This window comes from Bradyrhizobium niftali (assembly GCF_004571025.1).
Taxonomy (GTDB): Bacteria; Pseudomonadota; Alphaproteobacteria; order Rhizobiales; family Xanthobacteraceae; genus Bradyrhizobium; species Bradyrhizobium niftali.
In genome coordinates this window covers 1-24,286 of sequence record NZ_SPQT01000037.1, presented here as the reverse complement: position 1 = coordinate 24,286, position 24,286 = coordinate 1, and the positions used below count along the sequence as shown (strand labels likewise).

The 24,286-nt window shown below is 58.4% G+C and carries 14 protein-coding genes and 3 pseudogenes; 11 read left to right on the top strand and 6 right to left on the bottom strand.

Features of this window, described 5'->3' with window-relative positions:
* Window position 1: 1 nt before the first annotated feature.
* Both E4K65_RS40565 and E4K65_RS40560 read left to right on the top strand, forming a co-directional pair.
* The gene (locus tag E4K65_RS40565; RefSeq protein ID WP_135178862.1) at window positions 2-514 is read left to right on the top strand and encodes a hypothetical protein; all 513 of its coding nucleotides are present in this window, start codon (window positions 2-4) and stop codon (window positions 512-514) included.
* Between the two features lie 50 nt (window positions 515-564).
* A complete protein-coding gene (locus E4K65_RS40560; protein WP_235885940.1) occupies window positions 565-1,110 on the top strand; it encodes an IS66 family transposase in 546 nt (181 codons plus the stop codon).
* A gap of 25 nt (window positions 1,111-1,135) precedes the next feature.
* Here E4K65_RS40560 and E4K65_RS40555 read toward each other — a convergent pair whose 3' ends face one another.
* Window positions 1,136-1,702, bottom strand: coding sequence for a hypothetical protein (locus tag E4K65_RS40555; RefSeq protein WP_135178861.1), 567 nt, complete (start codon window positions 1,700-1,702; stop codon window positions 1,136-1,138).
* A gap of 443 nt (window positions 1,703-2,145) precedes the next feature.
* Here E4K65_RS40555 and trbJ point away from each other — a divergent pair.
* The 6 genes and pseudogenes from trbJ to E4K65_RS40515 all read left to right on the top strand — a co-directional run.
* Window positions 2,146-2,496 (top strand): annotated as a pseudogene (gene trbJ, locus E4K65_RS40550) (P-type conjugative transfer protein TrbJ); the annotation flags it as partial.
* 11 nt (window positions 2,497-2,507) lie between these two features.
* Window positions 2,508-2,828 carry a putative entry exclusion protein TrbK-alt gene (gene trbK-alt / locus E4K65_RS40545; protein ID WP_135178860.1) on the top strand — a complete coding sequence of 107 codons (321 nt, stop codon included), beginning with the start codon at window positions 2,508-2,510 and terminating at the stop codon, window positions 2,826-2,828.
* Window positions 2,825-4,186 (top strand): P-type conjugative transfer protein TrbL, encoded by a 1,362-nt coding sequence (gene trbL, locus E4K65_RS40540; protein WP_135178859.1) that lies wholly within the window; start codon window positions 2,825-2,827, stop codon window positions 4,184-4,186. The genes trbK-alt and trbL overlap by 4 nt, the downstream gene beginning before the upstream one ends.
* 3 nt (window positions 4,187-4,189) lie before the next feature.
* A pseudogene (trbF, locus tag E4K65_RS40535) lies at window positions 4,190-4,621 on the top strand (conjugal transfer protein TrbF); the annotation flags it as partial.
* A gap of 3,193 nt (window positions 4,622-7,814) precedes the next feature.
* Window positions 7,815-10,916 (top strand): efflux RND transporter permease subunit, encoded by a 3,102-nt coding sequence (locus tag E4K65_RS40520; protein ID WP_135178858.1) that lies wholly within the window; start codon window positions 7,815-7,817, stop codon window positions 10,914-10,916.
* A gap of 412 nt (window positions 10,917-11,328) precedes the next feature.
* Window positions 11,329-12,465 carry an MFS transporter gene (locus E4K65_RS40515; RefSeq protein ID WP_404558859.1) on the top strand — a complete coding sequence of 379 codons (1,137 nt, stop codon included), beginning with the start codon at window positions 11,329-11,331 and terminating at the stop codon, window positions 12,463-12,465.
* A gap of 311 nt (window positions 12,466-12,776) precedes the next feature.
* Here E4K65_RS40515 and fcl read toward each other — a convergent pair whose 3' ends face one another.
* Both fcl and gmd read right to left on the bottom strand, forming a co-directional pair.
* A complete protein-coding gene (gene fcl / locus E4K65_RS40510) occupies window positions 12,777-13,754 on the bottom strand; it encodes a GDP-L-fucose synthase (RefSeq protein WP_135178856.1) in 978 nt (325 codons plus the stop codon).
* The gene (gene gmd / locus E4K65_RS40505; RefSeq protein WP_135178855.1) at window positions 13,735-14,820 is read right to left on the bottom strand and encodes a GDP-mannose 4,6-dehydratase; all 1,086 of its coding nucleotides are present in this window, start codon (window positions 14,818-14,820) and stop codon (window positions 13,735-13,737) included. Before gmd ends, fcl begins: the two co-directional genes overlap by 20 nt.
* Window positions 14,821-15,812: 992 nt before the next feature.
* Between gmd and glmS the strand changes: the two genes are divergently transcribed.
* The 3 genes and pseudogenes from glmS (at window position 15,813) to E4K65_RS50235 (ending at window position 21,980) form a co-directional block, all read left to right on the top strand.
* Window positions 15,813-17,639, top strand: a complete 1,827-nt coding sequence (gene glmS / locus E4K65_RS40500) for a glutamine--fructose-6-phosphate transaminase (isomerizing) (protein ID WP_135178912.1) — start codon at window positions 15,813-15,815, stop codon at window positions 17,637-17,639.
* Window positions 17,640-18,744: 1,105 nt separating this feature from the next.
* On the top strand, window positions 18,745-20,709 hold the full coding sequence (locus tag E4K65_RS40495; RefSeq protein WP_135178854.1) for a glycoside hydrolase family 127 protein: 1,965 nt from the start codon (window positions 18,745-18,747) through the stop codon (window positions 20,707-20,709).
* Window positions 20,710-21,336: 627 nt separating this feature from the next.
* Window positions 21,337-21,980: pseudogene (locus E4K65_RS50235) on the top strand (Effector protein NopP).
* 918 nt (window positions 21,981-22,898) lie between these two features.
* Here E4K65_RS50235 and E4K65_RS40485 read toward each other — a convergent pair.
* The 3 genes from E4K65_RS40485 to E4K65_RS40475 form a co-directional block, all read right to left on the bottom strand.
* The gene (locus E4K65_RS40485; RefSeq protein WP_167771550.1) at window positions 22,899-23,285 is read right to left on the bottom strand and encodes a response regulator transcription factor; all 387 of its coding nucleotides are present in this window, start codon (window positions 23,283-23,285) and stop codon (window positions 22,899-22,901) included.
* 85 nt (window positions 23,286-23,370) lie between these two features.
* Window positions 23,371-24,054, bottom strand: coding sequence for a response regulator transcription factor (locus E4K65_RS40480; RefSeq protein WP_135178852.1), 684 nt, complete (start codon window positions 24,052-24,054; stop codon window positions 23,371-23,373).
* Window positions 24,051-24,286, bottom strand: a 236-nt coding sequence (locus E4K65_RS40475) for an ATP-binding protein (protein WP_135177966.1), incomplete at its 5' end; no start/stop codon positions are given. The genes E4K65_RS40475 and E4K65_RS40480, both read right to left, overlap by 4 nt.

The window sequence follows — 24,286 nt, the reverse complement described above, 5'->3', positions numbered from 1 at the left end:
CATGCAAATATCATCCCGTCCCAACCGGTTTGGCGATCGATTCGAACAGCTCATTTGGTGCATGATTCTTGTGGCTGGCGCTCTGGTCGCGGCTCCAGCCCACGCACAACACCATGAGCCGGGCATGCACCATATGCGCGGGTCTGACGGTGCGCCTGTTGCGAGATCGGGAAATACCGGCGAGCTGCCCGCATTGAAGATCCTCCTGCCGCAATCGGGTAATACCATCGGCGAGCGTGTTGCTTTCGTTTTCCAAGCCGACGATAACATCGCAGAAATGACCATGAGCTCTGCTAATCCGAGGGTTCATCTGCATGTTGCGATGGACGAAACCGAGCTCATGCCAATGGCAGACCAGCTGATCCAGCTTGGTGATGGCCGCTATCTCTATGTTTTCGATCTCCCTGCCAAGCCTGGCCGGCACACAATAAGACTCTATTGGGCGGATCCGCAGCATCACACAATCTCCGAGACGGTACAGACCCTCAACGTGGTTGTGAAGGAATCAAAATAGCAAGCCGTCAATCATTGGGGGCTTAGGTGTGAGCCATTATCAGGAAAGTCATGCGGGTGCGCTATGATCGGCTCGCCAAGGTTGTTCGACCGCAGGTCTCATGGACGCTCGTGCATTGCTGGAGTCAATTGCGTCGGCGCTTCGTCAAGCTGGCGCGCAACAGCAAATCGCCGATCGCCGAGGCCGCGGTTCACCAGATCGCACAGCTCTATGCGATCGAGGCCACGGTGCGCGGATCATCGCAGGAAATTCGGCTGGCCGCGCGCAGGGAGCATTCGCAGCCCATCATCGCCGCGCTGAAGCCGTGGTTCGAAAACCAGCTGTCGATGATCTCCAGCGGCTCGACGCTCGCCGAGGACATCCGCTATGCTCTCAATCATTGGAGCGGCCTGACGCGCGTCCTCGACGACGGACGCATCGAGCTCGGTAGAGTCGACGGCTGGCGCGGTGACCGTAGGTCGCGAGGCTTTACTGGTCCGGCTGCTTTCGCCAGTTGCCGGTGTCGCAGTTCGCGCCATAGTTCCGTTTCCAGTCGCCGCTCGTCAAACCGGACATGCAGACTTCCCGTACGCGTACGACGAAGGTCGGCTGATTGACGCATGCGCGCGGGCACAGCGAGCTCTATGATAGCTTTGCGTGAAGGTCAGGCGGCCTGCTGATCGCCAGGCTTGTCGGCTTGGTGCAGGAGCTTCCATTCCCAGGGCAGCAGTTCGTGCAGACGCTAGGTAGCGCGATGATGCGCAGCCGGTCGACAAAGTTCTGGTCGATGACGGCGCCGTCGATCGCGAAGTTGCCAGAGACCCCAAAAATCACCAACGATCGCAACATCCAGCGCTCTACGTCGTGGCCGGATAACAAGAATAGTAGGCCAGGCCCGGTATCGGTCGTCCCGCACTTTTGGATCGCCTCGAATAGCCTCTCGCCGACAGTGTCGATCGGCAAGAGTTGGCTGTTATGTCGCCTGCAGAGGGCGTTCGTGGTCAGACTGCCGAAACCCAGCGTTTTCTTCTCACCGGGCTTCTGCCAAGGTAATCCGCTGAGCTCGTCTGCTTCTCGGCAAGTATCTTCAAAACGCTCTGGCTGATCAGATGCTCGCCCGAGAACCTTGGTGTCGCAAGCTCCCGTCGCTGCCATGTAACACTTGTCGTGCTTGCCGGTCAGGCCTGTGTTGTGCAGGTCAATGACCACTGGCTTCTTGTGGTCACCGTGTGAAGTCCAGCAGCATCTGCCGGCCGGATCGCCGGAACCGCGGATACATGGCAGACGCTTTCGTCACTTGGCTTCACCCATGATGATCCGTTTTACCGGCGATTCGCCGGCTGTGCAGCCTGAACTCTTCACAGGTGAAGCATCACACGCCACATCGAGGCGACCCCCAAAACTCTTGATCTAACTCAGAGCCGACTCGTCTGTAGCGACAACAGTGGAAGGTCCGAAATGGGCCAACAGTTTCGCTCAAAAGTCGTTCGTTGGAACCGAATGTCCGGCCGGCGAGGCAGCGCAGCCACCGCCTGATTGACGCAACCTGTCGCAGGTCCGATCAGCACGCTTTCGATACAGCCAGTATTTTTTTTCTGCGCTACGCTCGCCCCCTACGACGACTGAATATTTGTTGAACTAACTCGTTTCCTGCACAAACCCGTTGGCAGAACTCGGTCGGCGCGTTCGAAGACTCGCTGAAGGTGCAGGCCGGCGTCGTCGGCAATATTCCGACCAATTCCAGTGCGATGACCTCGCTGGTGTCGGCCAGCCAGTCCGCAAGTGGCGCGCTGCAGGCCGCCCAAGCCGGCAATCAGCTGCTTGCCTTGCAGTCCCAGCAGTTGTCCGATCTTGTCGCGGTTCTCGCCGCGAAGGGACGAGCGGACGCGCTGGAGCAGGCCCGTGTGACGGCGACGGAATCGCAGGGGCGGCAGCAATATAAAATCTTTTCGACGCGCGGCGGCTACCAGCCCGGCAACGTCACCATGTTCAGCACTAACTAAGGGCGCCGAAGATGGATCGCTCGGATTTTTGGCGCGCAGTCGCGATGGTCGCCCTGTTGGCCGTCTTCATGGCCACGCTGTCCTACATCCATCGGCGCCCGGCGCCGCGGCCAGTATCCGAGGCCCCCGCCATCTCTGCACCCGACGATCTCTCGGCCGAGCTGCGCCGCTGCCGCGCGCTTGGGCCAGAGGATGCCGAAGATCCGCTCTGCCAGGCGGTCTGGGAGGAGAACCGCGCGCGCTTCTTCGGCAGGCCGGCGCGGCCTCTGCTGCCGCAGGTCGCGCCGGCCACGTCTTCGACGACGAACGCCAGGGAAGGAGGCACGCCATGAACAACGTCGGCGTCATCGACACCTTCCTCAATACCTACACCACCTACATCGATTCAGGTTTCGGCCTGGTGAAAGGCGAGGTCACCTATCTTGCCTCGACGCTGATCGTCATCGACATCGCTTTGGCCGGAGTATTCTGGGCCTGGGGCGCCGACGAGGACATTCTCCAGCGACTGGTGAAGAAGACACTCTATATTGGCTTCTTTGCCTTCATCATCACCAACTTCAACAGCCTCTCGGGCGTCATCTTCAACAGCTTCGCCGGCCTCGGTCTGAAGGCCGGCGGCTCGTCGATCTCGACCGCGGACTTCCTGCGGCCCGGCCGGCTCGCACAGGTCGGCCTCGACGCCGGGCAACCGCTGCTAGATGCGGCAAGCCAGACGATGGGTTTTACCAGCTTCTTCGCCAATTTTGTCCAGATCGCCGTGCTGATGGTGTCCTGGCTTCTTGTGCTGATCGCCTTCTTCATTCTTGCGGTGCAGCTGTTCGTCACCTTGATCGAGTTCAAGCTGACGACGCTCGCCGGCTTCATCCTCATTCCCTTCGCGCTCTTCAACAAGACCGCCTTCCTGGCAGAGAAGGTGCTGGGCAACGTCGTCGCCTCCGGCGTGAAGGTCATGTTGCTCGCCGTCATCGTCGGCATCGGCACCGGGCTGTTCTCCCAGTTCACGACCGCCTATGCCGGCGGCCAGCCGACGATCGAGCAGGCGCTCTCCGTCGTGCTCGCGGCACTCGCCATGCTCGGCCTCGGCATCTTCGGTCCGGGTATCGCGACCGGTCTAGTCTCAGGGGCGCCGCAGCTTGGCGCGGGCGCTGCGGTCGGCACGGGGCTCGCCGTCGCCGGCACGGCGATGGCGGGTGGCGCCGCGCTTGGGCTCGCGGGGCGGGGAGCGATGGCCGCGACCTCGGGTGCTGCGGCCGCCGCACGCGGTGGTGCGGCGATGGCGGGTGGCATGTCCTCCGCCTACAGCCTCGCATCAGCCGGTCAGTCCGGCGCTGGCGGCGTTGCCTCAGGTATCGGCGGCGCCGGCCGTGCTGCTGCCAGCGCCGCGGCAGCTCCCGCCAGACGCGCCGCTGCGCAAGCAGCGGGGGCAATGACGGAGAGCTTCACCTCTGGCGCCCGTGCCGGTGTCGCAAACACCGGTGGCTCCTCGACCATGGGGACCATCGAGCGTGGCGGGGCCGCAAACGATGGAGCCACGCCTCAAGCGGCGAGCGAGAGCGGTCCGCCCGCCTGGGCTCAACGTGTCAAACGCAATCAGACGATTGTTCACGGTGCGCAGACGGCGGCCCACGCCCTCAAATCCGGCGACAGCCATGGCGGCGGTCACTCCGTCGACCTCTCAGAAGGAGAATAATCAATGTCAGTCTTCAGGCGGTCGTCGGTCCGGTACGGCCGCACGCCCGAACCCGAAACCCCCTATCAGCGTGCGGCCCAAGTTTGGGACGATCGCATCGGTTCAGCGCGCGTGCAGGCCAAGAACTGGCGGCTGATGGCCTTCGGTTCGCTGGTCCTCAGCTGCGGCCTCGCCGGCGCGCTCGTCTGGCAATCCACGCACGGCACCGTCGTTCCCTGGGTGGTGCAGGTCGACAAGTTCGGTGAGGCACAAGCCGTTGCGCCCGCTGTGGCTGATTTTAGACCAAGTGATCCGCAGATCGCCTGGTATCTCGCCCATTTCATCGCGATGGTGCGCGCGCTTCCGGCCGACCCGATCATCGTGCGGGAGAACTGGCTGAAGGCGTACGATTTCACGACCACGGCGGGCGCTGTGGCGCTGAACGACTACGCGCGCGAGCGCTGTTCTCGACGGTTTACAACGTAGTGGTATTGCTCACGGCAGCCGTGGTGCGCATCGAACGACCGATATACGATCGACCTCAGCGTCAGATCCCAGAACCCATCACTTGCTTAACTGAGGTGAGAAGCACCGCGGGCAATCTATGCTGAGGAGGCACCGTAATCAGCTATCCATCCGGGCACCCAGCGGAGCAGCGGGGAAGTTCAACCTGCCCAGGATTAGCGGGGTAAACGCGCATATCTTCAAGTTTGACCGGCAGTTTCTCGATTGCTGTGCATGACCACCAATGCTGGTAGGTCACCCGAGGACGCTCTATCGCTAAAGTCTTACCGTACCCTGAGGCGACGGGCCTCGCAGGAAAGCCGGGTGCCTTACCTTGTGATCCCCGGGGGCTAACTATTGAGCCAGCGGCACGTGATAGGGAAAGCTCCTTGATATAGACGCCGAGTCGCATCCGCGCTGCTTTCTGTCGAACTCGCCAATTCAGTCTAGTTTAGACGCTTACAGGCTAATGGGCCTGATGAAGGCTTGGTAGCGCATTTTGACGAAACGGACACAATCGTCTTCGGTACGAGAACCCAGCGTGGAGCGGGCCCCGGTAAGCGGCGTGGCGTATTCGGGTTCGAAAGCAACTGATGCGCGATCCGAATGGCCAGTCCTGCGCGGTCAAAAAGCCGGCACGAGCCGGGGGGCGTGAGGTCACTCAGTCATAAACGTGCAGTGGATTGGCTGCGCGCTATCCGGCGCGTCGCCCCGGAGCGGCTGCCGCTGATCGCAAACATGCCGAGTGGCTACTATCCGAGGGGTAAACGTCGATATTGCTCTCGGCGGCAAGCGGCCACATGGGCTGCTTTCGTTATGTAAATTGCTGCGCAGGTCCGTCAGCTTTCGGTAAGCCAGCCCCGATAAACAATCGTTGGGTTTAACGGGGGCGTGGCAGGGACAGCGCATGAGCTGAAGGACCACCATGTGCCGAGTGACGCTTCCGTTAAGCTCATTGCACCGCGGATGCGGCAGAGATCGTGCCTCATGATGCCCCAGGCCGTCAGGCGCCGAGCCGTGTTCGCACTGCTTCCGACACACGGGCTAGGTCTCGTTCTGGCAATATTACTCGTTTTGCGAGCGCTAAGCTCCCGATTAGCATTTTGCCACCGCTAGCTGAGCTTGGAGCCTGTTAGCGGGGTTGCAGGGACAGCGCTGCCCCGTGGGGGACGAGCGCCGAGTGCTAAGTTCAATTAGCAATGGGGGCGGGCAAGGGACAACGTCTGCTCCAGTGCCACCAAACGGCGCCGAGCCGCGCCGCACTGCACTGCTTCCGATCAATCATCACCAACCCTCTGGAAGGGAAGGAGGTTGCCTGCGAAGCCGCGGCCGCGGTTATCTTGGTGCAATTGTGTCCGCCATGTGTAGCGACGACGACGCCGACTGCGTTGCCGGCACTATAATCTTTCCAAAGGGACTGCTTCTATCGCGCTCCGTCTGGATTTACTCCGTCAACGTTCTCGCGTCTCTCATGCGCGTTTGGCCGTTCATTCTTGTTTATGCACAGCGCACGTGTCTGGGCATGCTGGTGTCTCCAATTTATCCAAGGCGAAGACCTAGCTTAGAGAGCCGCCGGTGAGGATGGGACCGACCGATTTTGGTAGGTGCCCTTCGGTACTTCTAGAAGATACAAGTTGGTAGCCTTGAGGATTTGAGCCTCCCGGGAGCAAAGGTGGCCAGCTCCAGTCTTCGTGACGGGGTTGGCCACCAGCGCTTGCGGCACTATGCCCACAGGGCAGCTCAGGCCAACAAATGCATATATTCGAGCGGCATATCGTGTCCTTGCGGTCGCAAGCCCTTGCGGTGCTTGCGGCCAATCAAGCCCGTGCCGCCGATCAGTCTCTGGGACCATCAGATCGCGACGCCGCAATATTTAACATCGACGAAGTTCAGGCGATGCTACCCATACTCGATTGCATGAAGCCCAACCTGCGGCCGAAGGAAGCACGGCAGATCGCTGCGCGCATACGCGCGCTTCTAGAGGGCCGCAAGGGGCAGCCGCTTCGGATAGGATGCCTGAGAGACCACTTAGATGTGAGTTTTCGGTCGGTTGTCCATCCCTGAACGAGGAAGCTGAAGATGTCGAATTTTTAGCGTACCCCCGTGAGGATCGGATGGATACCCATAAGAATGCGCCTCTGACGCGGAATGGCCGAGGGGCCATAGTGCCAAGCGTAATCCTAAGGTGGCGTGACGAAGACTGCAGCGCGCTGCAGTTTCACCAAATGGCCAAGCGTTCCGCGAAGAAGGCGTGGATGGACCGTGATCGCTCCATAAGACATTTTGCATCGCCAAGCCAAACCCTGGCTGCCACGTGCCCGGAAGTCGGAGCGTTCGACGACCGCGTCACACAGGTGAAACAGGTCGCAACCGAGGCCACTGCTGCGCCCCGCGGCGCTTTGTGAGGTCGCCTATGTTGGCTCAACGCGGCTGATCGACAACGTAATACTGGCGTTGCCAACCCGGTAGCGTAATGAGTAGCCAAACCGTGCGCAGTATATCGAGCAAGAAACACTCAAGCCACTGTTACGAGAGGCGTATCGAGCTGGTAGCAGAGGGCGAGCGCCGATACGAATTTGTTCGGCGCGTCAGCCAAGCGACAGCGCGTGCGCACGGAATGTGTGGGGCCGTGAACGTTGTGTCCGGCAACCCTGTAAGTCTTGTTGGCGGCGATCAGCGGCCAATTCGACAAACCTTGGTTTAGTGCTTTGCAGCCGATGCTATATCACCCACTTACCTTTGTAGAGTTGAGCGCCGGTTAGATCGTTTGTACTTTCGATGTCGAACCTAGATCATTCGATCTGCGGTTCAGTGCGAAGTTTGAACTGATGCCTTGCCAGAAGTCGGCGCGTTCCAATCAGGTGTTGAGACGAACATCTTGTTGCACGCAAAAAGGGCAGGAGATTCCTAGAAGGTGCCACTATCGAGATCCCGATCAGCCACCAGATCAGCGGAATAGCATTTTATTGAGCGACGAAATTGGAAGCGGAGGACAGGGCGTCCACGCTCGCCAGCGCCTGAGCTCTTAGAGTAGCCAATAACGCGTCGCTTGTGCTCGGGTCTCTAGTACAGTCGCCGCATTGATGATCATCGCTGGTGTGCGTTGCCGGCGAATTTACATATTCCTCTTGAAATGCGAGTCGAGATGGCATTTACCGAGCTTTTCATCAAACGTCCGGTATTGTCTGTCGTCGTTAGTTGCCTGATCTTACTGATCGGCTTTCGCGCGGCCACCGTACTGCCGATCCGGCAATATCCCAAGCTATCTAATACGGTCGTCAATATCACGACTTCCTATCCTGGGGCCTCGGCCGACATGATCCAGGGGTTCATCACCACTCCCCTGGAGCAGGCAGTCGCTTCCGCCGAGGGCGTCGACTACGTTATTTCCTCATCGGTGCTCGGTACCTCCACGATCCAAGTCTACATCAAGCTCAATTTTGATCCCAATGAAGCGCTCACCGAGGTGCTCTCCAAGGTAAACTCAGTCAAATACTTAATTCCGAAGGAATCGAACGATCCGGTCGTCACTAAGTCGACCGGTCAGGCCACCGCTGTCATGTATATCGCCTTCTCCAGCGAGGAACTAGCGGCCAGCGCGATCTCCGACTACCTCTCGCGCGTTGTGCAGCCCGCTTTGTCAACGGTCGACGGCGTCGCAGCGGCAGACATCCTGGGCGGCCAGAGCTTTGCGATGCGGCTATGGCTCGATACCGCGAAAATGGCAGGGCACGGCGTGTCGCCGGCCGAAGTTTCGGCTGCAATCGCCGCTAACAACTTCCAGGCCGCGGCCGGCCAGACCAAGGGCTATTTCACTATCTCCGATGTCACGGCAAACACGGATCTGCGGAGTGTCGATGACTTCAAGCGTATGATCGTCAAATCCAATGACGGTGGCTTTGTGCGCATAGCGGACATTGCGATAGTCGAGCTTGCCGCGCAGACCACTGACACTAGCGTCGCTATGAACGGCGAGCACGCGGTCTTTATCGGCGTCCGGGCAAGCCCGCAAGGCAATCCGCTAAACATAGCGCGAGGCGTTCGGGCGCTGTTTCCAGAAATGGAGCGTAACCTGCCGCCGTCACTGAAGATGAACGTGGCCTACGACTCCACCAAATTCATTCAATCGTCGCTCGATGAGGTGGAGAAGACGCTCATCCAAGCCGTCGTGATCGTGGTGGCGGTAATCTTCCTTTTCCTGGCCTCGCTGCGGTCGGTCATCATTCCTGTGGTCACTATTCCGCTATCGCTTGTTGGTGTCTGCAGCATGATGCTGGCGCTGGGGTTTTCATTCAATCTCCTGACGTTCCTTGCGATGGTTCTCGCAATCGGTCTCGTGGTCGATGACGCGATCGTTGTGGTGGAGAACATTCATCGCCATTTGGAAGAAGGTGCGCCGCCTCTAGAGGCTGCTATAAGGGGCGCGCACGAGATCGTCGGCCCCGTTGTCTCCATGACGATTACCTTGGCTGCGGTATATGCTCCAATCGGGTTTCTCGGCGGCCTCACTGGCGCGCTGTTCCGCGAGTTTGCGTTTACGCTGGCAGGAGCGGTGATCGTGTCGGGCGTGATTGCTTTGACCCTATCGCCGATGATGTGCTCGGTCTTCCTGAGGCGCGCAGAGGGGGGGCGGTTTGCAACATTTGTGAACCGCGGGTTCAGCACCATGACACGATGGTACGGCCGAAAGCTCGACCGCTCGCTCGACTATCGTCCGATTACCGGCCTGTTTGCGCTGACCATGCTGGGCCTCGTCGGCTTTCTTTATGTGAATACTTCCAAGGAACTCGCACCCGAGGAGGATCAAGGTATCGTATTCGCTTTAACCAAGGCGCCGAGATACGCCAATATCGACTACCTCGATTATTACGGCACCAAGCTCGAACACGCGCTCCAAAAATTTCCAGAGACCGATTTGAGCTTTGTACTCAATGGTGTTGGCGGCCAGCAGAGTGGCATGGCCGGCATGTTGCTCAAGGCATGGGACGAGCGCAAGCGCTCATCGATCTTGCTTAAGTCGCTCGTCCAGGCCGAGCTGTCCAAAATTGAAGGCATCAACGCGTTTGCCTTTAGCTTGCCGCCACTTCCGGGTGGTTCGGATGGCCTACCAGTGCAGATGGTGATCAATTCGACGTTTGACTTCCAATCCGTCTACGAGCAGATGTCGAAGCTGAAGGAAGCCGCGCAGAAGAGCGGTCTGTTCATGGTGAGCGACTCCGACCTCGAGTTCAACCGGCCGGTGGTACGAATCAAGGTTGATCGATCCAAGGCCAACGAGCTTGGCATCACCATGCAGACCATCGGAAACGCGCTCGCCACCTTACTCGGCGGAAACTACGTCAACCGCTTCAATTTGCAGGGCCGCTCCTACGAGGTGATCCCGCAGGTGCCCCGCGAAGAACGCCTGGCGCCGCAAGCAATCGGGAGCTATTATGTGAAAACTGCGGGGGGCTCGATGCTTCCGCTGTCGACCGTAGTCTCCATCGAGACTGCAACCGATCCGAACGCGCTCACCCACTACAATCAGCTTAACTGCGCGACCTTTCAGGCTGTGCCGATGCCCGGCGTCTCGATCGGTCAGGCTGTGGACTTCCTGGAAGCGGAGGCGAAGAAACTGCCCGCAGGCTTCAGTCACGACTTCCTTGCCGACGCGCGCCAATATGTGCACGAGGGTAACCAACTGGCCATTGCCTTTGCATTTGCACTCATAATCATATTCTTGGTGCTTGCGGCGCAGTTCGAAAGTCTGCGCGATCCCCTCATCATCCTGATCAGCGTGCCGATGGCAATCGTCGGCGCCTTGATCCCGCCATTCTTTGGCTGGGCGACGATGAACATCTACACCCAGATCGGACTGTTGACACTGGTCGGGTTAATTTCCAAGCACGGCATCCTGATGGTTGAGTTCGCCAATGAGCTGCAGCTCAAGGAGAGACTTAACCGTCGCTCGGCTATAGAGATGGCGGCGCGCGTCCGACTGCGCCCGATCTTGATGACCACTGCGGCGATGGTCACGGGCTTCATACCCCTGATGACCGCAACGGGAGCTGGCGCTGCGAGTCGCTTCTCGATCGGGCTCGTGCTGGTCGCGGGCATGTCTGTGGGCACGCTGTTCACGCTCTTCGTGCTGCCGGCGGTCTATGTCGCGATCGCGTCCGATCATCGTGGCGATGCGAGCTCCGGCCGCGCGATCGCTGCCGATCTCGACCTTACCGGCGCTGCTGATGCCCAGATGGCCAAGCAATGACGATAAAATCAATCCAGGTTCGCTCAGTGTGGTGCGCGAAGGAGCCTGCGATCGCTTCACGTTCCCTTACGAATCGAGATCTTCACGTCCCGTTGGCTTTGCGAGGTTTGTAGGCTTTGCGACAAAGCCACAGTGAGCGTTGCGCCTCCGGTTGTCGCAGATCAGCAAAAACGTCACCCTCTTATGGCCAGCTTAACCGGGAAGGAATAACCGACACACCCTATCCATGGGCTCAACGATCACCGTCCGCTTGCCTAGTGAGGTAGTCCACTAATTTTTGTGACGGCATTGCATTTGCAGGGATAAAGAATGCCAGCTTGACGCCATCATTGTCGATAGCGCCGCCTGCAGGCGACGCACGCAGGATGAGGGGCGTCGCGCTCGCGAGGCCGTTCTCTCAGGAGCGCCCGTGATACTGCCTGCTAATTGGTCTGCCGGCCTGCTTGGGATCCGGCTCGCATTTTTTGTGGCCGGATTCGGCCTCGCGGCCTGGGCGCCTTTGGTGCCACTCGCCAAGGAGCGGCTCGCGGTCGGTGACCGCATGCTTGGTTTTCTGTTGCTCTGTCTCGGAACGGGATCCGTTATCGCGATGCTTTTGACCGGCGTATTGAATGCGCGGTACGGCAGCAAGCCCATTATCCTCGGGGGTGGACTTGGACTCGCGATCTTATTGCCGTGCCTTGGAATTGCCAACACACCTGTCAGGCTCGGTGCTACGCTGTTTGCGTTCGGCGTTTCACTGGGCTCGATCGATGTAGCCATGAACATTTACGCGATTGAATTGGAGCGCGTCACGGGCCGTCCATTGATGTCTGGCCTCCACGCCCAGTACAGCATTGGGGAATTCACCGGCTCTGCCGCCGTGACCTCGCTCCTGTCGCTGCAGCTTGGCCCGCTTTTTTCGACGTTGGTCTGTTCGGCGTTGATGACGATCGCGATTGTATCGGCCTGGCCGGGGTTGCTCGCGGCGGGGGCGGGGCAGCAGGGGCCATCGTTTGTTTTGCCCAATCGCAGTGTGTTGCTAATAGCTGTGCTCGCGGCTATCACTTTCCTTGTCGAAGGTTCAATGCTCGATTGGAGCGCTTTGCTTCTCGTTGAACGAGATCTTCTCGCGGAAGCGCATGGGGGCATTGGGTGTATGCTCTTCTCGATCGCAATGGCCGCAGGGCGCCTCGGCGGAGATGCCGTGGTGGCGCGAATCGGTGACCGTGCCATATTGATACTCGGGACTCTGCCGATCGTAACAGGATTCTTGGCTGTGGTGGCCGCGCCCGTTGCGTTAATTGCTATGGCGGGGTTCCTGCTCATTGGATTGGGCATTTCTAATGTTGTACCTGTACTTTGTCGACGCGCCGGCAAACAGAAAATGATGCCGCCAGCCGTTGCGATCGCGGTCATCACGACAGCCGGCTACGCGGGTATACTCGTTGGACCCGCCGGCATTGGGCTCGTCGCACACATGTTTGGCTTGCGCGTGGCGTTTGGGATGTTGGGCGTGCTCATGTCCATCGTTACGCTGTCAGCGAGGATGATGACAGACCATCGCTAAGGCGTTGGCCGAGAGGAAAGGGACACCAGTACGCTTCCGACTAATGACCGTCCAGCGGTCGGCACTTAGCGGCTTAGAGACGATGAGCTCTCGACTTCATGGTAGCAGGTCTCGATCATGGCGATTCTCCTTTTCCTGAAAGTGGTTGGCTGCGTCGTAGCTAGGATACACCGCGTCACTTGGGTTCTTGGCGTCCGACCGAGCCCGGTGACAATGAAAGCTTGTCAACTGCGAAGCAAAGTTGGAGGACGTGAGCGGCAAGTCCGCTCGGCTGGACATTCACCGCGGATTGATGCCTAGGATTTGGCGCGTTATCCCTGAACAGGCAGATCACTTTGGTACCGTTCATCGCCGTCGGCGCGATACGCCCGGTACGCCACCTGAATGCCGTCCTCAAGCGAGGTCGTGGCGCGCCAGCCGAGCCCGGACAGCCGCCCGACGTCGAGCAGCTTGCGCGGTGTGCCGTCAGGGCGCGACGTGTCGAATCTGATCTCACCGCGAAAACCGATGGCCGCCGCAACCATGAGTGCTAACTCGGCGATGCTGATGTCCTCGCCGGTACCGATATTGACCAATTCCGGCGAGGAATAGGTCTTCATCAGATGGATGCAAGCGTCGGCGAGATCGTCAACGTAGAGAAATTCGCGGCGCGGCGTGCCGGTGCCCCAGACCACGACGCTCTTCGAGCCCGCGAGCTTTGCCTCGTGGAAGCGGCGGACCAGGGCGGCAACCACGTGGCTGTACTCGGGATGATAATTGTCGCCGGGACCGTAGAGATTGGTCGGCATCACGCTTATGAAGTCCCTGCCATACTGGCTGCGATAGGCCTCCACCATCTTGATGCCCGCGATCTTGGCGATCGCATAGGGCTCGTTGGTCGGCTCCAGCGGGCCTGTCAGCACGGAATCCTCGCGCAGCGGCTGCGCCGCCAGCTTCGGGTAGATGCAGGACGAGCCCAGAAACATCAGCTTCTCGGCACCGTTCTGGTGCGCGGCATGGATCACGTTGGCCGCGATCGCAATGTTGTCGTAGATGAATTCGGCGCGCAGCGTGTTGTTGGCGACGATGCCGCCGACCTTTGCGGCGGCAAGAAAGATCACCTGCGGCCGCACGCGCGCGAACCAGTCGAATACCGCGGCCTGATTGCAGAGGTCGACCTCGCGGCGATCCACCGTGACGAGCTTGACGTCCTCCCGTTCGAGCCGGCGCACCAGCGCGGCTCCGACCATGCCGCGATGGCCGGCGACGTAGACGCTCTTGCCTTTCAGCTCAAACGCTGTGCTTGCCACGGCCGGCGTCCCGTTTTGCCTCCGCCAGATCGCTCGCCACCATCTCCCCGACGAGCTGGGCAAACGTCCGTTTCGGCTTCCAGCCGAGCACCTGGCGCGCCTTGCTGGCGTCGCCAACCAGGAGATCGACCTCGGTCGGGCGGAAATAGGTGGGATCGATCTTCACCACGGTCTTGCCGGTCGTCTCGTCGACGCCGGTCTCGCCGACGCCGTGCCCGCGCCATGCGACGCGGCGGCCGACCTGCGCAAAGGCCAGCTCGACCATCTCGCGCACCGAGCGCGTCTCACCGGTGGCGAGCACGAAATCGCCAGGCTTGTCGGCCTGGAGGATCATGTGCATGCCCTCGACGTAGTCCCTGGCATGGCCCCAGTCGCGCTTGGCTTCGAGATTGCCGAGATAGAGCGTGTCCTCGAGGCCGACTTCGATGCGGGCGACGGCGCGGGTGATCTTGCGGGTGACGAACGTCTCGCCGCGGATGGGGCTCTCGTGGTTGAACAGGATGCCGTTGCTGGCGAACATGCCATAGGCTTCGCGGTAGTTCACAGTGATCCAGTAGCCGTAGAGTTTGGCGACGCCATAAGGCGAGCGCGGATAGAACGGCGTGGTCTCCTTCTGCGGGATCTCCTGCACGAGGCCGTAGAGCTCGGAGGTCGAGGCCTGGTAGAACCGCGTCTGCTTCTCCATGCCGAGGATGCGGATCGCCTCCAGGAGGCGCAGCACGCCGATGGCGTCGGCATTGGCGGTATATTCCGGGCTGTCGAAGCTGACGGCGACGTGGCTCTGGGCGGCGAGATTGTAGATCTCTGTGGGGCGGATCTGCTGCATCAGGCGGATCAGACTGGTCGAATCCGTCATGTCGCCGTAATGCATCAGGAACGGCACGTTGTCGACATGCGGGTCCTGGTAGAGGTGATCGACGCGCGCGGTGTTGAACGAAGATGAGCGGCGCTTGATCCCATGCACGGTGTAGCCGAGACCGAGCAAATACTCGGCCAGATATGCGCCGTCCTGCCCGGTGACGCCCGTAATCAGCGCAATGCGCCGTTTTGACTCCTGAGCCGCCATGGTTTCCCTTAATAGCGCCGCAAAGAAACACCATTGCGAAGCCGTTTCTCGAAAAATCTAGATGCGCACACGCGCTCCACCCGCAATTAAAAGAAAGCGATCGTTAGCTCCAGTCATACACATCATGCAGGAATGCACACTATATACATTCATTTATATCCGGACTGAAGGATGCCAACACATTGAGCTTCGAAAATGAAGCCCAGTAACCCTAGCAACGCGATGTTCCTAAGCAGGCGAGATGGATGGCAAAACGCCCTCGCGCGTGCTCGCGGCGCGTTTGTCCCTGGGCGACATTTGTAATGAGATAGAAGCGACGGTCTGTGCTCCTTATCTGTCCTCAGGAGCAAGTGTGCATTTCGCGCGGTCTCGTCATGGCGTGGGAGAGCGACGTTGCATTCGTCAATGCATTTGTCGGAATGGCGGCACGCAAGTCAGAACACAGCCAAAGCTTGCTCATAGAACCGCAGTCTACCAAGCGCTATTAACTTCCGAACAGAACACGCAATCTTGGGTCGATTCATCAACCATGATCTGTGCCGTTGCTAATATCCAACTCGCGGAAGGCAGTGACGGGTGACGCGCGACAAAGTGAGAAAGAGTAGCAAACGTTGGTATAGATCGACGAACGTTTCGATATCGAGAGCTTACTTTCGTACAATGGAGCTTCGGCGCCAATCCTTTAACCTTGGCCGAGCGTAAGTTGCCTCGGTTCAAGTATGATAAGTCTCCTAAACCCGCGCTGGAAAAACGTCTCCAGTAACGCGGAACAATTCAAGCTAAAGCTGCTGAGCCGTTTGTACTCGATCGGCAGTTACAAGCGGAATGTAGCCGCGCGAAGCGATGATGGCTGAAAGAGATCTAACTCACGCTTGTGAATGCGGCGGCGGTACAGGCGGTCGCGAAAACCGAACTTGACACCTGTTACCATCGGGTAAGCGAATTTCATGACCGGGTTCCTGACTCCTTAAACTTGGGCTGCATTGATCGATATGTGTGGAATTGTTGGCATTTTGGGGCGTGGTCCGGTCGTTGGACAGTTGGTGGCCTCGCTCAAGAGATTGGAATATCGGGGCTACGACTCCGCAGGCCTCGCGACTCTCGAAGGTCTCAATATCGAGCGCCGCCGCGCTGAAGGTAAGCTGAGAAACCTTGAGGAGCGGCTGCGCTATTATCCGCCGTCGGGTCACACGGGAATCGGTCATACCCGCTGGGCGACCCATGGAAAGCCGACCGAGAGCAATGCTCACCCGCATGCGACGGAAAATGTCGCGGTCGTTCATAACGGGATCATTGAGAATTTCCGCGAGTTGCGAGCCGAACTGGAGCGGAATGGAGCCCATTTTAACTCAGAGACAGACACAGAGGTGGTGGCGCATCTCGTCGAATCTTATCTCAAGAAGGGTTACTCGCCGCAGGATGCGGTACAAGCGTCGCTGCCGCGGCTGCGCGGTGCCTTCGCGCTGGCGTTCCTGTTCAAGGCCCACGACGATCTTTTGATCTGCGCGCGTAGGGGGTCGCCCCTTGCGATCGGGCATGGTAACGGCGAAATGTATCTAGGATCGGATGCGATCGCGCTCGCGCCTTTGACCGACACCATCACCTATCTTGAAGACGGCGACTGGGCCGTGCTTACGCGCACGATGTGCGTGATCTATAGCGTAGACGGATCTGTCGTCGAGCGGGAAACATCAAAGTCTGGCGTATCGTCACTCCTTGTGGACAAAGCGAATTATCGCCACTTCATGGCCAAGGAAATTCACGAACAGCCGACAGTGGCCGGCAAGACATTGGCGCATTATCTCGACACGGCGGCCGAGCGCGTCGCCCTGCCGCTCACATTGCCGTTCGACTTTAAATCCATTCAGCGCATCTCAATTACGGCGTGCGGCACTGCAAGCTATGCCGGGCACATCGCCAAATACTGGTTCGAGCGGCTGGCGCGCTTGCCTGTCGAGATCGATGTAGCGTCCGAGTTCCGCTACAGGGAGGCGCCATTGCGCCGGGGCGATCTCGCGATCGTCATCTCGCAGTCGGGCGAAACCGCTGACACGTTAGCTGCGTTGCGATACGCCAAGGACCAGGGCGTGCACACGATATCTGTGGTCAATGTCCCGACGTCGACGATTGCGCGGGAGAGCGAATCCGTTCTGCCGACGCTGGCGGGGCCAGAAATCGGCGTCGCCTCCACCAAGGCATTCATCTGCCAGCTGATGGTATTGGCCGCGCTTGCCGTCGCAGCAGGCAAAGAGCGCGATAAACTGTCTGAGATCGAGGAAACGAAGCTTGTGCGTGCACTTATCGAAGTGCCGCGGTTGATTGCTACCGCACTGTTGATTGAGCCGCAGATCGAGAAGCTCGCGCGTTATATCGCCGACACAAGGGACGTGCTCTATTTAGGTCGTGGCACATCGGCCCCCCTGGCGCTGGAGGGCGCACTCAAGCTGAAGGAAATTGCCTATATCCACTCAGAAGGTTATGCCGCCGGCGAGCTCAAGCACGGACCGATCGCACTGATAGATGAGGCAGTGCCTGTGGTGGTGATCGCGCCTTATGACGAGGTCTTCGAGAAGACCGTCTCGAATATGCAAGAAGTTGCGGCTCGGGGCGGCAAGATCATCCTGATGACCGATTCGAAGGGTGCTTTGGAAGCGACGGTGGACACACTCATGACCATTGTGCTGCCGGAGATGGTCGCAAGCTTTACGCCGATGGTCTATGCCATTCCGGTTCAGCTCTTGGCTTACCATACCGCGCTCGTAAGGGGCGCGGACGTGGACCAGCCGCGTAATCTAGCAAAATCGGTGACTGTGGAATGAGGCGGCAGTGTCATATTTGAGCATTGAGGCCACTAATGGAGTGGGCGAGCTCAAGGAGAACGATCCCACTATCAACAGCTAAATCGTAGACCGATCCAGCTCGATGAGCAGAGTCAGTCCTGCTTACGTCATCGTCAACCGGCCAACGCCAATGGAGTGAACGTTACCATGCTGTCGTTCGAGCGGAACGATCGATAACAAGTGGGAATTACGCACAATTGGGAGATCCAAGTCGGCTCTCGGTTATCCAGTCTGCTATCTGCTTTGCAGGGCCAAATCAGCCTGAAGCTCGGTACACAAAAGTGACTCTCTAACTCATCCTCCCACCTTGCCGAAGCCGACGAGCAAGTCGGTGCACACAACAGCTTCGAGCCGCTCCGTCGCGGATTGTTCACTGGCGGCGCATACGCGCAACAACCTACTTTTCGCGATTGCCAGCATCCGCCCCCATGTCGGGCACGTTGAGCATGCACTTCGACTCCCTGCGACGATTGCTTAGGATTAGCAGTCCAGTTTGTCGCTTCGGCGCCTAGCAGCGGCTCACGCAATCCTGTTGGACCATACGCGTCACCGCGGCCCTCCCAGCTGCTACGTGTCATCAAATGGATTGTTAGAAACCGAACATTCTCGCGCAAGGTCGAGGGCCTAAAATTAAGTGCAGGGGGCGCCGCGCCGGAAAGACGCGGTGCCCCCGCCTGTAGCGGCAGGAGAGTACTACTATTCTATCCAGCGACGGCCGACCCGCTCATATAGCAGGATCAACCGGCCTTGCAGCGACGCGGGATTTAGCACGACTGGCAAATCCGGTTGGTGGGCAGCAATCGCATCGGGCTCCTACGGGGAGCCGCAGATCTGGTTGACCAGAAGAACCGCTCCTTATTCCGGGCACGGGATTTGCTGTCCCGCTCCTCGACCGACTGCTGTCAACGCATGTCTGGGAGGGCGGCGCCTTAGGGCAGCCTCTCCATTTGATCGTTTTGAAGCCTCGCCCCGAGAGTACGAGTGTGTAGCCGAAAATCTCCGGGCGACAAGCTCAACAACGCAATCGTGGTGAGATGGCCTGCCAAGCTAGGTCTCCGCTCGCCACACTTCAAGGAGGAATGCGATGAATGATCGAAATGTGGCCGAAGTCGATCTTCACAACCTACAGGTCTCGGATCCACTGATTGGGCAATGCCAGCAGCTGGTCAGGGAAGTGGCAATTCCCTACCAATGGGAGGTGCTAAACGATCGCAATCCCGAGGTGATACCGAGTCACGCGGTAGAGAACTTCCGCCTTGCTGCCGGGCGTGCGAGGGGCGAGTTTCATGGCACGGTTTTTCAGGACAGTGACGTCGCAAAATGGCTTGAGGCGGCTGCATGGTCGCTATGCCAGGCACCAAATCCAGAGCTGGAGAAAGCCGTCGACGAGCTGGTTGAATTGATTGCGGCCGCCCAAAGCGGCGACGGTTACCTCAACACTTATTTCATACTGAACGCGCCTCAGGAGCGCTGGACCAACTTAACGGAGTGCCACGAGCTTTATTGTGCTGGCCACTTGATTGAAGCGGGTGTCGCATTCTTTCAGGGGACTGGCAAACGGCGGTTGCTGGAGGTCGTTTGCAGGCTTGCTGACCACCTCTGCACAGTTTTCGGCCCAGAGTGCGATCAGTTGCACGGCTATGATGGCCATCCAGAAATCGAACTTGCGTTGGCACGCCTCTACGAAGCGACAAAGGAGCAGCGATATCTCACGCTGGCCAATTATTTCGTAGAGCAGCGCGGCACGGAGCCACACTTCTACGACATTGAGTACGAGAAGCGCCAGCAATCCTGCGTGCCAAAATCCGATGCCGCGCCTTGGATGGTAAAAAACAAAGCGTACAGCCAAGCGCAGTTGCCGCTTTCGGAGCAGCGGACCGCAACCGGTCATGCGGTTCGTTTTGTATACCTCATGACGGCAGTAGCTCATCTCGCGCGTCTGCGCCAGAACGAGCAGCAGCGCCAAACTTGCCTGCGGCTATGGCAAAACATGGTTCAGCGCCAGATCTATATTACCGGAGCCATCGGCTCGCAAGGCGCCGGCGAAGCGTTCAGCAGCGATTACGATTTGCCAAATGATACGGCGTACGCGGAAAGTTGCGCGTCGATTGGCCTGATGATGTTCGCGCGCCGTATGTTGGAGATGGAACTGGACGGCCGCTATGCCGACGTGATGGAGCGCGCGCTCTACAATACCGTTCTCGGCAGCATCGCGTTCGACGGGCGTCACTATTTCTATGTTAACCCGCTCGAAGTGCATCCCAAAACGCTGAGGTCTAATGGCATCTACAATCACGTCTCGCCGGTTCGACGACGCTGGTTTGGCTGCGCGTGCTGCCCACCGAACATCGCACGCCTTTTCACATCGATTGGTCACTACATCTACACGCCCAGCACCGACGCGCTCTATGTAAATCTCTACGTTGGTAATAGGGTGGCAATATCCGTCGACGGACATGCGCTGCGGTTGCTCATCAGCGGCAGCTATCCCTGGAGAGACCAGGTGGAAATCGCCGTCGAATCTGCGCCGCCAATTGCCCACACGCTCGCCCTGCGCCTGCCGGAATGGTGCAGCGCGCCGCAGGCGAGCGTGAACGGCAAGCCCGTGAATTGCGAGCCGCGCAAGGGCTATTTGCACATTCGCCGAACGTGGCGGCAGGGAGATCGCGTCAAACTATCGCTGCCAATGCAAGTGCGTCGCGTATACGGCCATCCACAACTTCGCAATTTGGCCGGCAAGGTGGCCATCCAGCGTGGCCCCTTAATTTATTGTCTGGAGGAGGCCGACAACGGGACCGAGTTACACAACCTTTGGCTTAATGCAGACAGTCGGTTTTCACTTATCGAAGGAACTGGTCTCTTTAGTGGCAAGATCTTGCTGGAGGCCGGCGGGACGCGGTTGCAACACACGCATTATGAAGAAGCGGCGCTTTATCACTACGACAAAGTGCCTGGACAGCTAGAACCGCAGCAGCTGACATTCATTCCGTTGTTCAGCTGGGCTAACCGCGGCGAAGGCGAAATGCGGATTTGGGTAAATGAGCGTTGACGCCGAACGCGCGGTCGCGCTTCTACGAGCCGACGTTAGACTACGTTTCTGGGCAGGCGATATCGTTGCTCAAATTCTGGAAATGGGCCAATCTGTCGAAGGCGGTCCGCGAGTTCCACTGGAACGTCGAAAAGAAAACCCGGATATGAGACGGCGCGGCGGAACAACGAAAAGAGCACAATCCGATTGGCGTCAGCAGGTCAATCGGCGATCAACCAAATTTCTAATAAAGGAGCTTCCTCGGAGCTGTGTTCGCGACCTCTCATCAAAACCAGATGAATGCCAATGGCACGAGCGTGTGCCCCCGTGTCGTTCAGAAGGAAGTCTATGACAAACCAACGTAAGGGCGGCCACGTCAGGTTTTGGTAAGCCAGGCTCCCTATCAGCGCCGCTAGGCCGAAGAAGCCAAAACTAGATGCGGTATGTCCGACGGGAGCACCAATCGCCATGTATAATCGGATCAATGGCTCGTCCTACTTCCAATCCTCCAACTTTGCAGAAACTGATGAGCAAATGGACACAGCCAACTTTGCGGATGCGTTCGCCAGTATGCGCTTAGCCGAATCTGGTTGGAGTGGCAGTTAATCTTCGGCAACAAGACCGTATTCGCTCGTTTCAACCCCTCCCATCATAGAGATCGATCGTCGCTCATTCCGAGAAGCCGCGAAGGCTTATCATGGCGACGAAATCGAGTACATCCGCGACAACCCCCAAGAGTACTCCGACTTCGTGTCCGCCAAGGCAGGGCGAACTGCAGAAGTTGCCAAAAACTACGGAACAACCCGAGATTCCGAGGATGCGCGATCTTTAGCTACCAATTGGGCAACAAGAGTGTCGGACTTCTAAGAACGGAAGGCGGCGACAGCATGACCGAGTTCGACGTCAAAAGGTGGAAGAAGCTATTTCCTCGACACCACGGGACTACCTCGACGGTGGATTTTCGAGTCGTTCATCCGCTTGTCGAGAACGCTGGCGATATCCTGCTCGAGCACCAGCTTCGAATGGACGGCGAACAGCCGCTGCTCAATTCGCGTCCGGCTAATCCGGAAGCAAGAGCCCGTGCGGCAAAGATGGGATTCATCGAGGTTGACGCCGACAACATGGTTCTCGATCCAGAGAAGTCAGATAAGTGGGTAAGGAATAGCGACGGCAAATGGCAGCGAAAAGGCGCTCCTGCGCGATATCTTTCCAAAGCTGACGACAGTGAAGGTAGTGATACCGAGATCCCAGCGAGCCGCTCAGCATACGATTATGAGGATGATTTTATGTGACCATGGGATCACCGGTGATTGGGCCCGATGGAGTAGACTAATCTAGCCTGCTCCGGGCTCGTCTGTGTTTATAGCCTTTTCGGCTGAGAGTTCCTCTGTGTTGGTTCAGAAGACTGCCCCCAGAGTGCACCTTGGCTAGCCGTTACTGAGTTGTTTGAGCGTTGGAAGTAGGGGGCTCACTGCGCAAGGCAATTACGGCAATGCTCGCTGCGGCGAGGACCTACATGGGGTGCCGCCAAAGTGCGCCCGGCCCCCGAGGGACCGGGCGTGTTGCGCCGAGCACCTTGGACGGCTTGGAGGCAGAAGTTTTCTACAGAGGACGGCCTACGAAGTAGGAAGCGCGTCGCGCCTGCCGTGAGTCGGTCGGCAAGGAAATGCACAGCGAAGCGGCGTTTATGGGCAAGACGGCCGGCATGCGTCAACGGACATAACGACGCCGTGCGCACGCGCATCGTGCAGAGCTCTTTCACCAGAAAAGGCTCAACACAACACGCGGGGCGGTTGTCCTAGGTGAAGCTCCGTTATCATCGTCACTGCAGTCGGGCTGCGAACAGCCAATCTCTTGCTTTATCGAGCGCTCTTGCGCCAGCTCCACTCTGCAATGAAGTATATAGCCTCGATCCAGACGAGTTAAGAAGTGCTTAAGTCGTCGACTGCTTTGGGTGAGCATTAAGTTGAACGTCGACCTACAGAATGAGCCGAGCTAACGCGCCCTTCCGGTCCTCGCAGCGATAAGATTGTTCTGCACCAAACTAGCCGCCCGGCGAGAGTCGGTAAAGCATGGACAGGGCAACAATTCGCCTCTCGTTCGCCGTTTAGAGCAACTAGCGTGTTTGACTCCGAAGAGGTTGATCGGTGGCGAGATCGACGCGTGGAGCGTTTAGATCGCACATCAATTCAAGCCGCATGTTGATTGCATCAGATGCCGCCTCGGCCGTCATACGCGTTCAGCGCGGTGTCGAGGCACTCGATTAACGCTTGTCCGGCAAAGGGTTTGGCGAGGAAGCCAATCGCTCCGGCACCCAGCGCTGACGCGCGCACGCGGTCGTTGGGGAAAGCGGTAATGAAAATGAATGGTGCGTCGTAACCCCGTGTCCGCATCTCTGCCATCAGCTCCAGGCCGCTTATAGGCGACATCTGCATATCGGTAATGACACAGGATGTCTCGTCCAATTGCGGGGACCTCAGGAGTTCCTCGGCCGACGCAAATATTTGGGCGATGTAGCCACGCGATTTCAAAAGATTCTCTGTCGCCGCACGGACTGAGGCGTCGTCGTCAACGACGGAAATCAAAGGCGTGGACAAGACGAGCCCTCCTGGAGCGGAAATAGCGGCTGCAAGCATTAGCCACCTTGCGCGAAAAGTGGGCTCGACTGATGAAATTGTAAAATCATACTTGGGTTTGTTCAGGACGATCAGTGCGAACTCCCAGCGTCTCAGTCATTCTGATCAAGTCGGCCAGCGAGCGTGCACGCATCTTTTTCATTGCGTGTCCCCGGTAGATCTTGACCGTAATCTCGGCGAGCCCAAGCTCGGCGGCGACCTGCTTGTTCATCAGGCCGGCAGCGACCAGTTTCATCACCGCCTGCTCGCGCGGGCTTAAGGTCTCAAATAAAGACTGCAGGTTCGCGACCGTCTGCTGAGCCTCCCGTCTTTTGCGATCGCGTTCGGTCGCCGCAACCACGGCATCAAGCAGTTCCTGATCGCGAAACGGTTTGCTGAGAAAATCGACCGCTCCTTCCTTCATGGCCCTGACAGTCATTGGAATGTCGCCATGGCCGGTAATGAAAATGATCGGAATATGTATGTTCAGCCTCGCTAGCTCAGTCTGGAAGTCAAGGCCGCTCAAGCCTGGCAGTCGGACATCAAGAACTAGGCAGCTAATAACGTCCGGAATTGTGCGCTGCAGCATTTCGCGGGCTGATCCGAATGCAACGACGTCTAACCCTACCGATTGAAAAAGGTTCGTAAGCGAGCGACGCATTGAGATGTCATCCTCCACGACGAGGACGGTCGCCTTTGTCGAGGCCTCGGCATTGCTGCCTTCATCTGGCGCGTCAAATCGTGCAGTCACGAGACGGCCTCCTTATGCAGCGGTAAGGCAAACTGGAACGTCGCGCCCGGTCCATTTTTGTGGACCATCGACAGTCGTCCTCCATGAGATTCCACGATCGACCGGCAGATCGAAAGACCCATTCCAAGGCCAGTCGATTTGGTGGTGAAGAAGGGATCCAAGACGCGGTCCGCGTCGTTCTCGGCGATGCCGACGCCACAATCGGTCACGGCAAGGTGGACGTGCCCCACAT

Excerpts from the sequence above, each read along its gene's own strand:
- E4K65_RS40565 (WP_135178862.1), top strand. The coding sequence starts at position 2 with ATGCAAATATCATCCCGTCCCAACCGGTTTGGCGATCGATTCGAACAG.
- E4K65_RS40560 (WP_235885940.1), top strand. The coding sequence starts at position 565 with ATGCGGGTGCGCTATGATCGGCTCGCCAAGGTTGTTCGACCGCAGGTC.
- trbK-alt (WP_135178860.1), top strand. The coding sequence starts at position 2,508 with ATGGATCGCTCGGATTTTTGGCGCGCAGTCGCGATGGTCGCCCTGTTG.
- trbL (WP_135178859.1), top strand. The coding sequence starts at position 2,825 with ATGAACAACGTCGGCGTCATCGACACCTTCCTCAATACCTACACCACC.
- E4K65_RS40520 (WP_135178858.1), top strand. The coding sequence starts at position 7,815 with ATGGCATTTACCGAGCTTTTCATCAAACGTCCGGTATTGTCTGTCGTC.
- gmd (WP_135178855.1), bottom strand. The coding sequence starts at position 14,820 with ATGGCGGCTCAGGAGTCAAAACGGCGCATTGCGCTGATTACGGGCGTC.
- glmS (WP_135178912.1), top strand. The coding sequence starts at position 15,813 with ATGTGTGGAATTGTTGGCATTTTGGGGCGTGGTCCGGTCGTTGGACAG.
- E4K65_RS40495 (WP_135178854.1), top strand. The coding sequence starts at position 18,745 with ATGAATGATCGAAATGTGGCCGAAGTCGATCTTCACAACCTACAGGTC.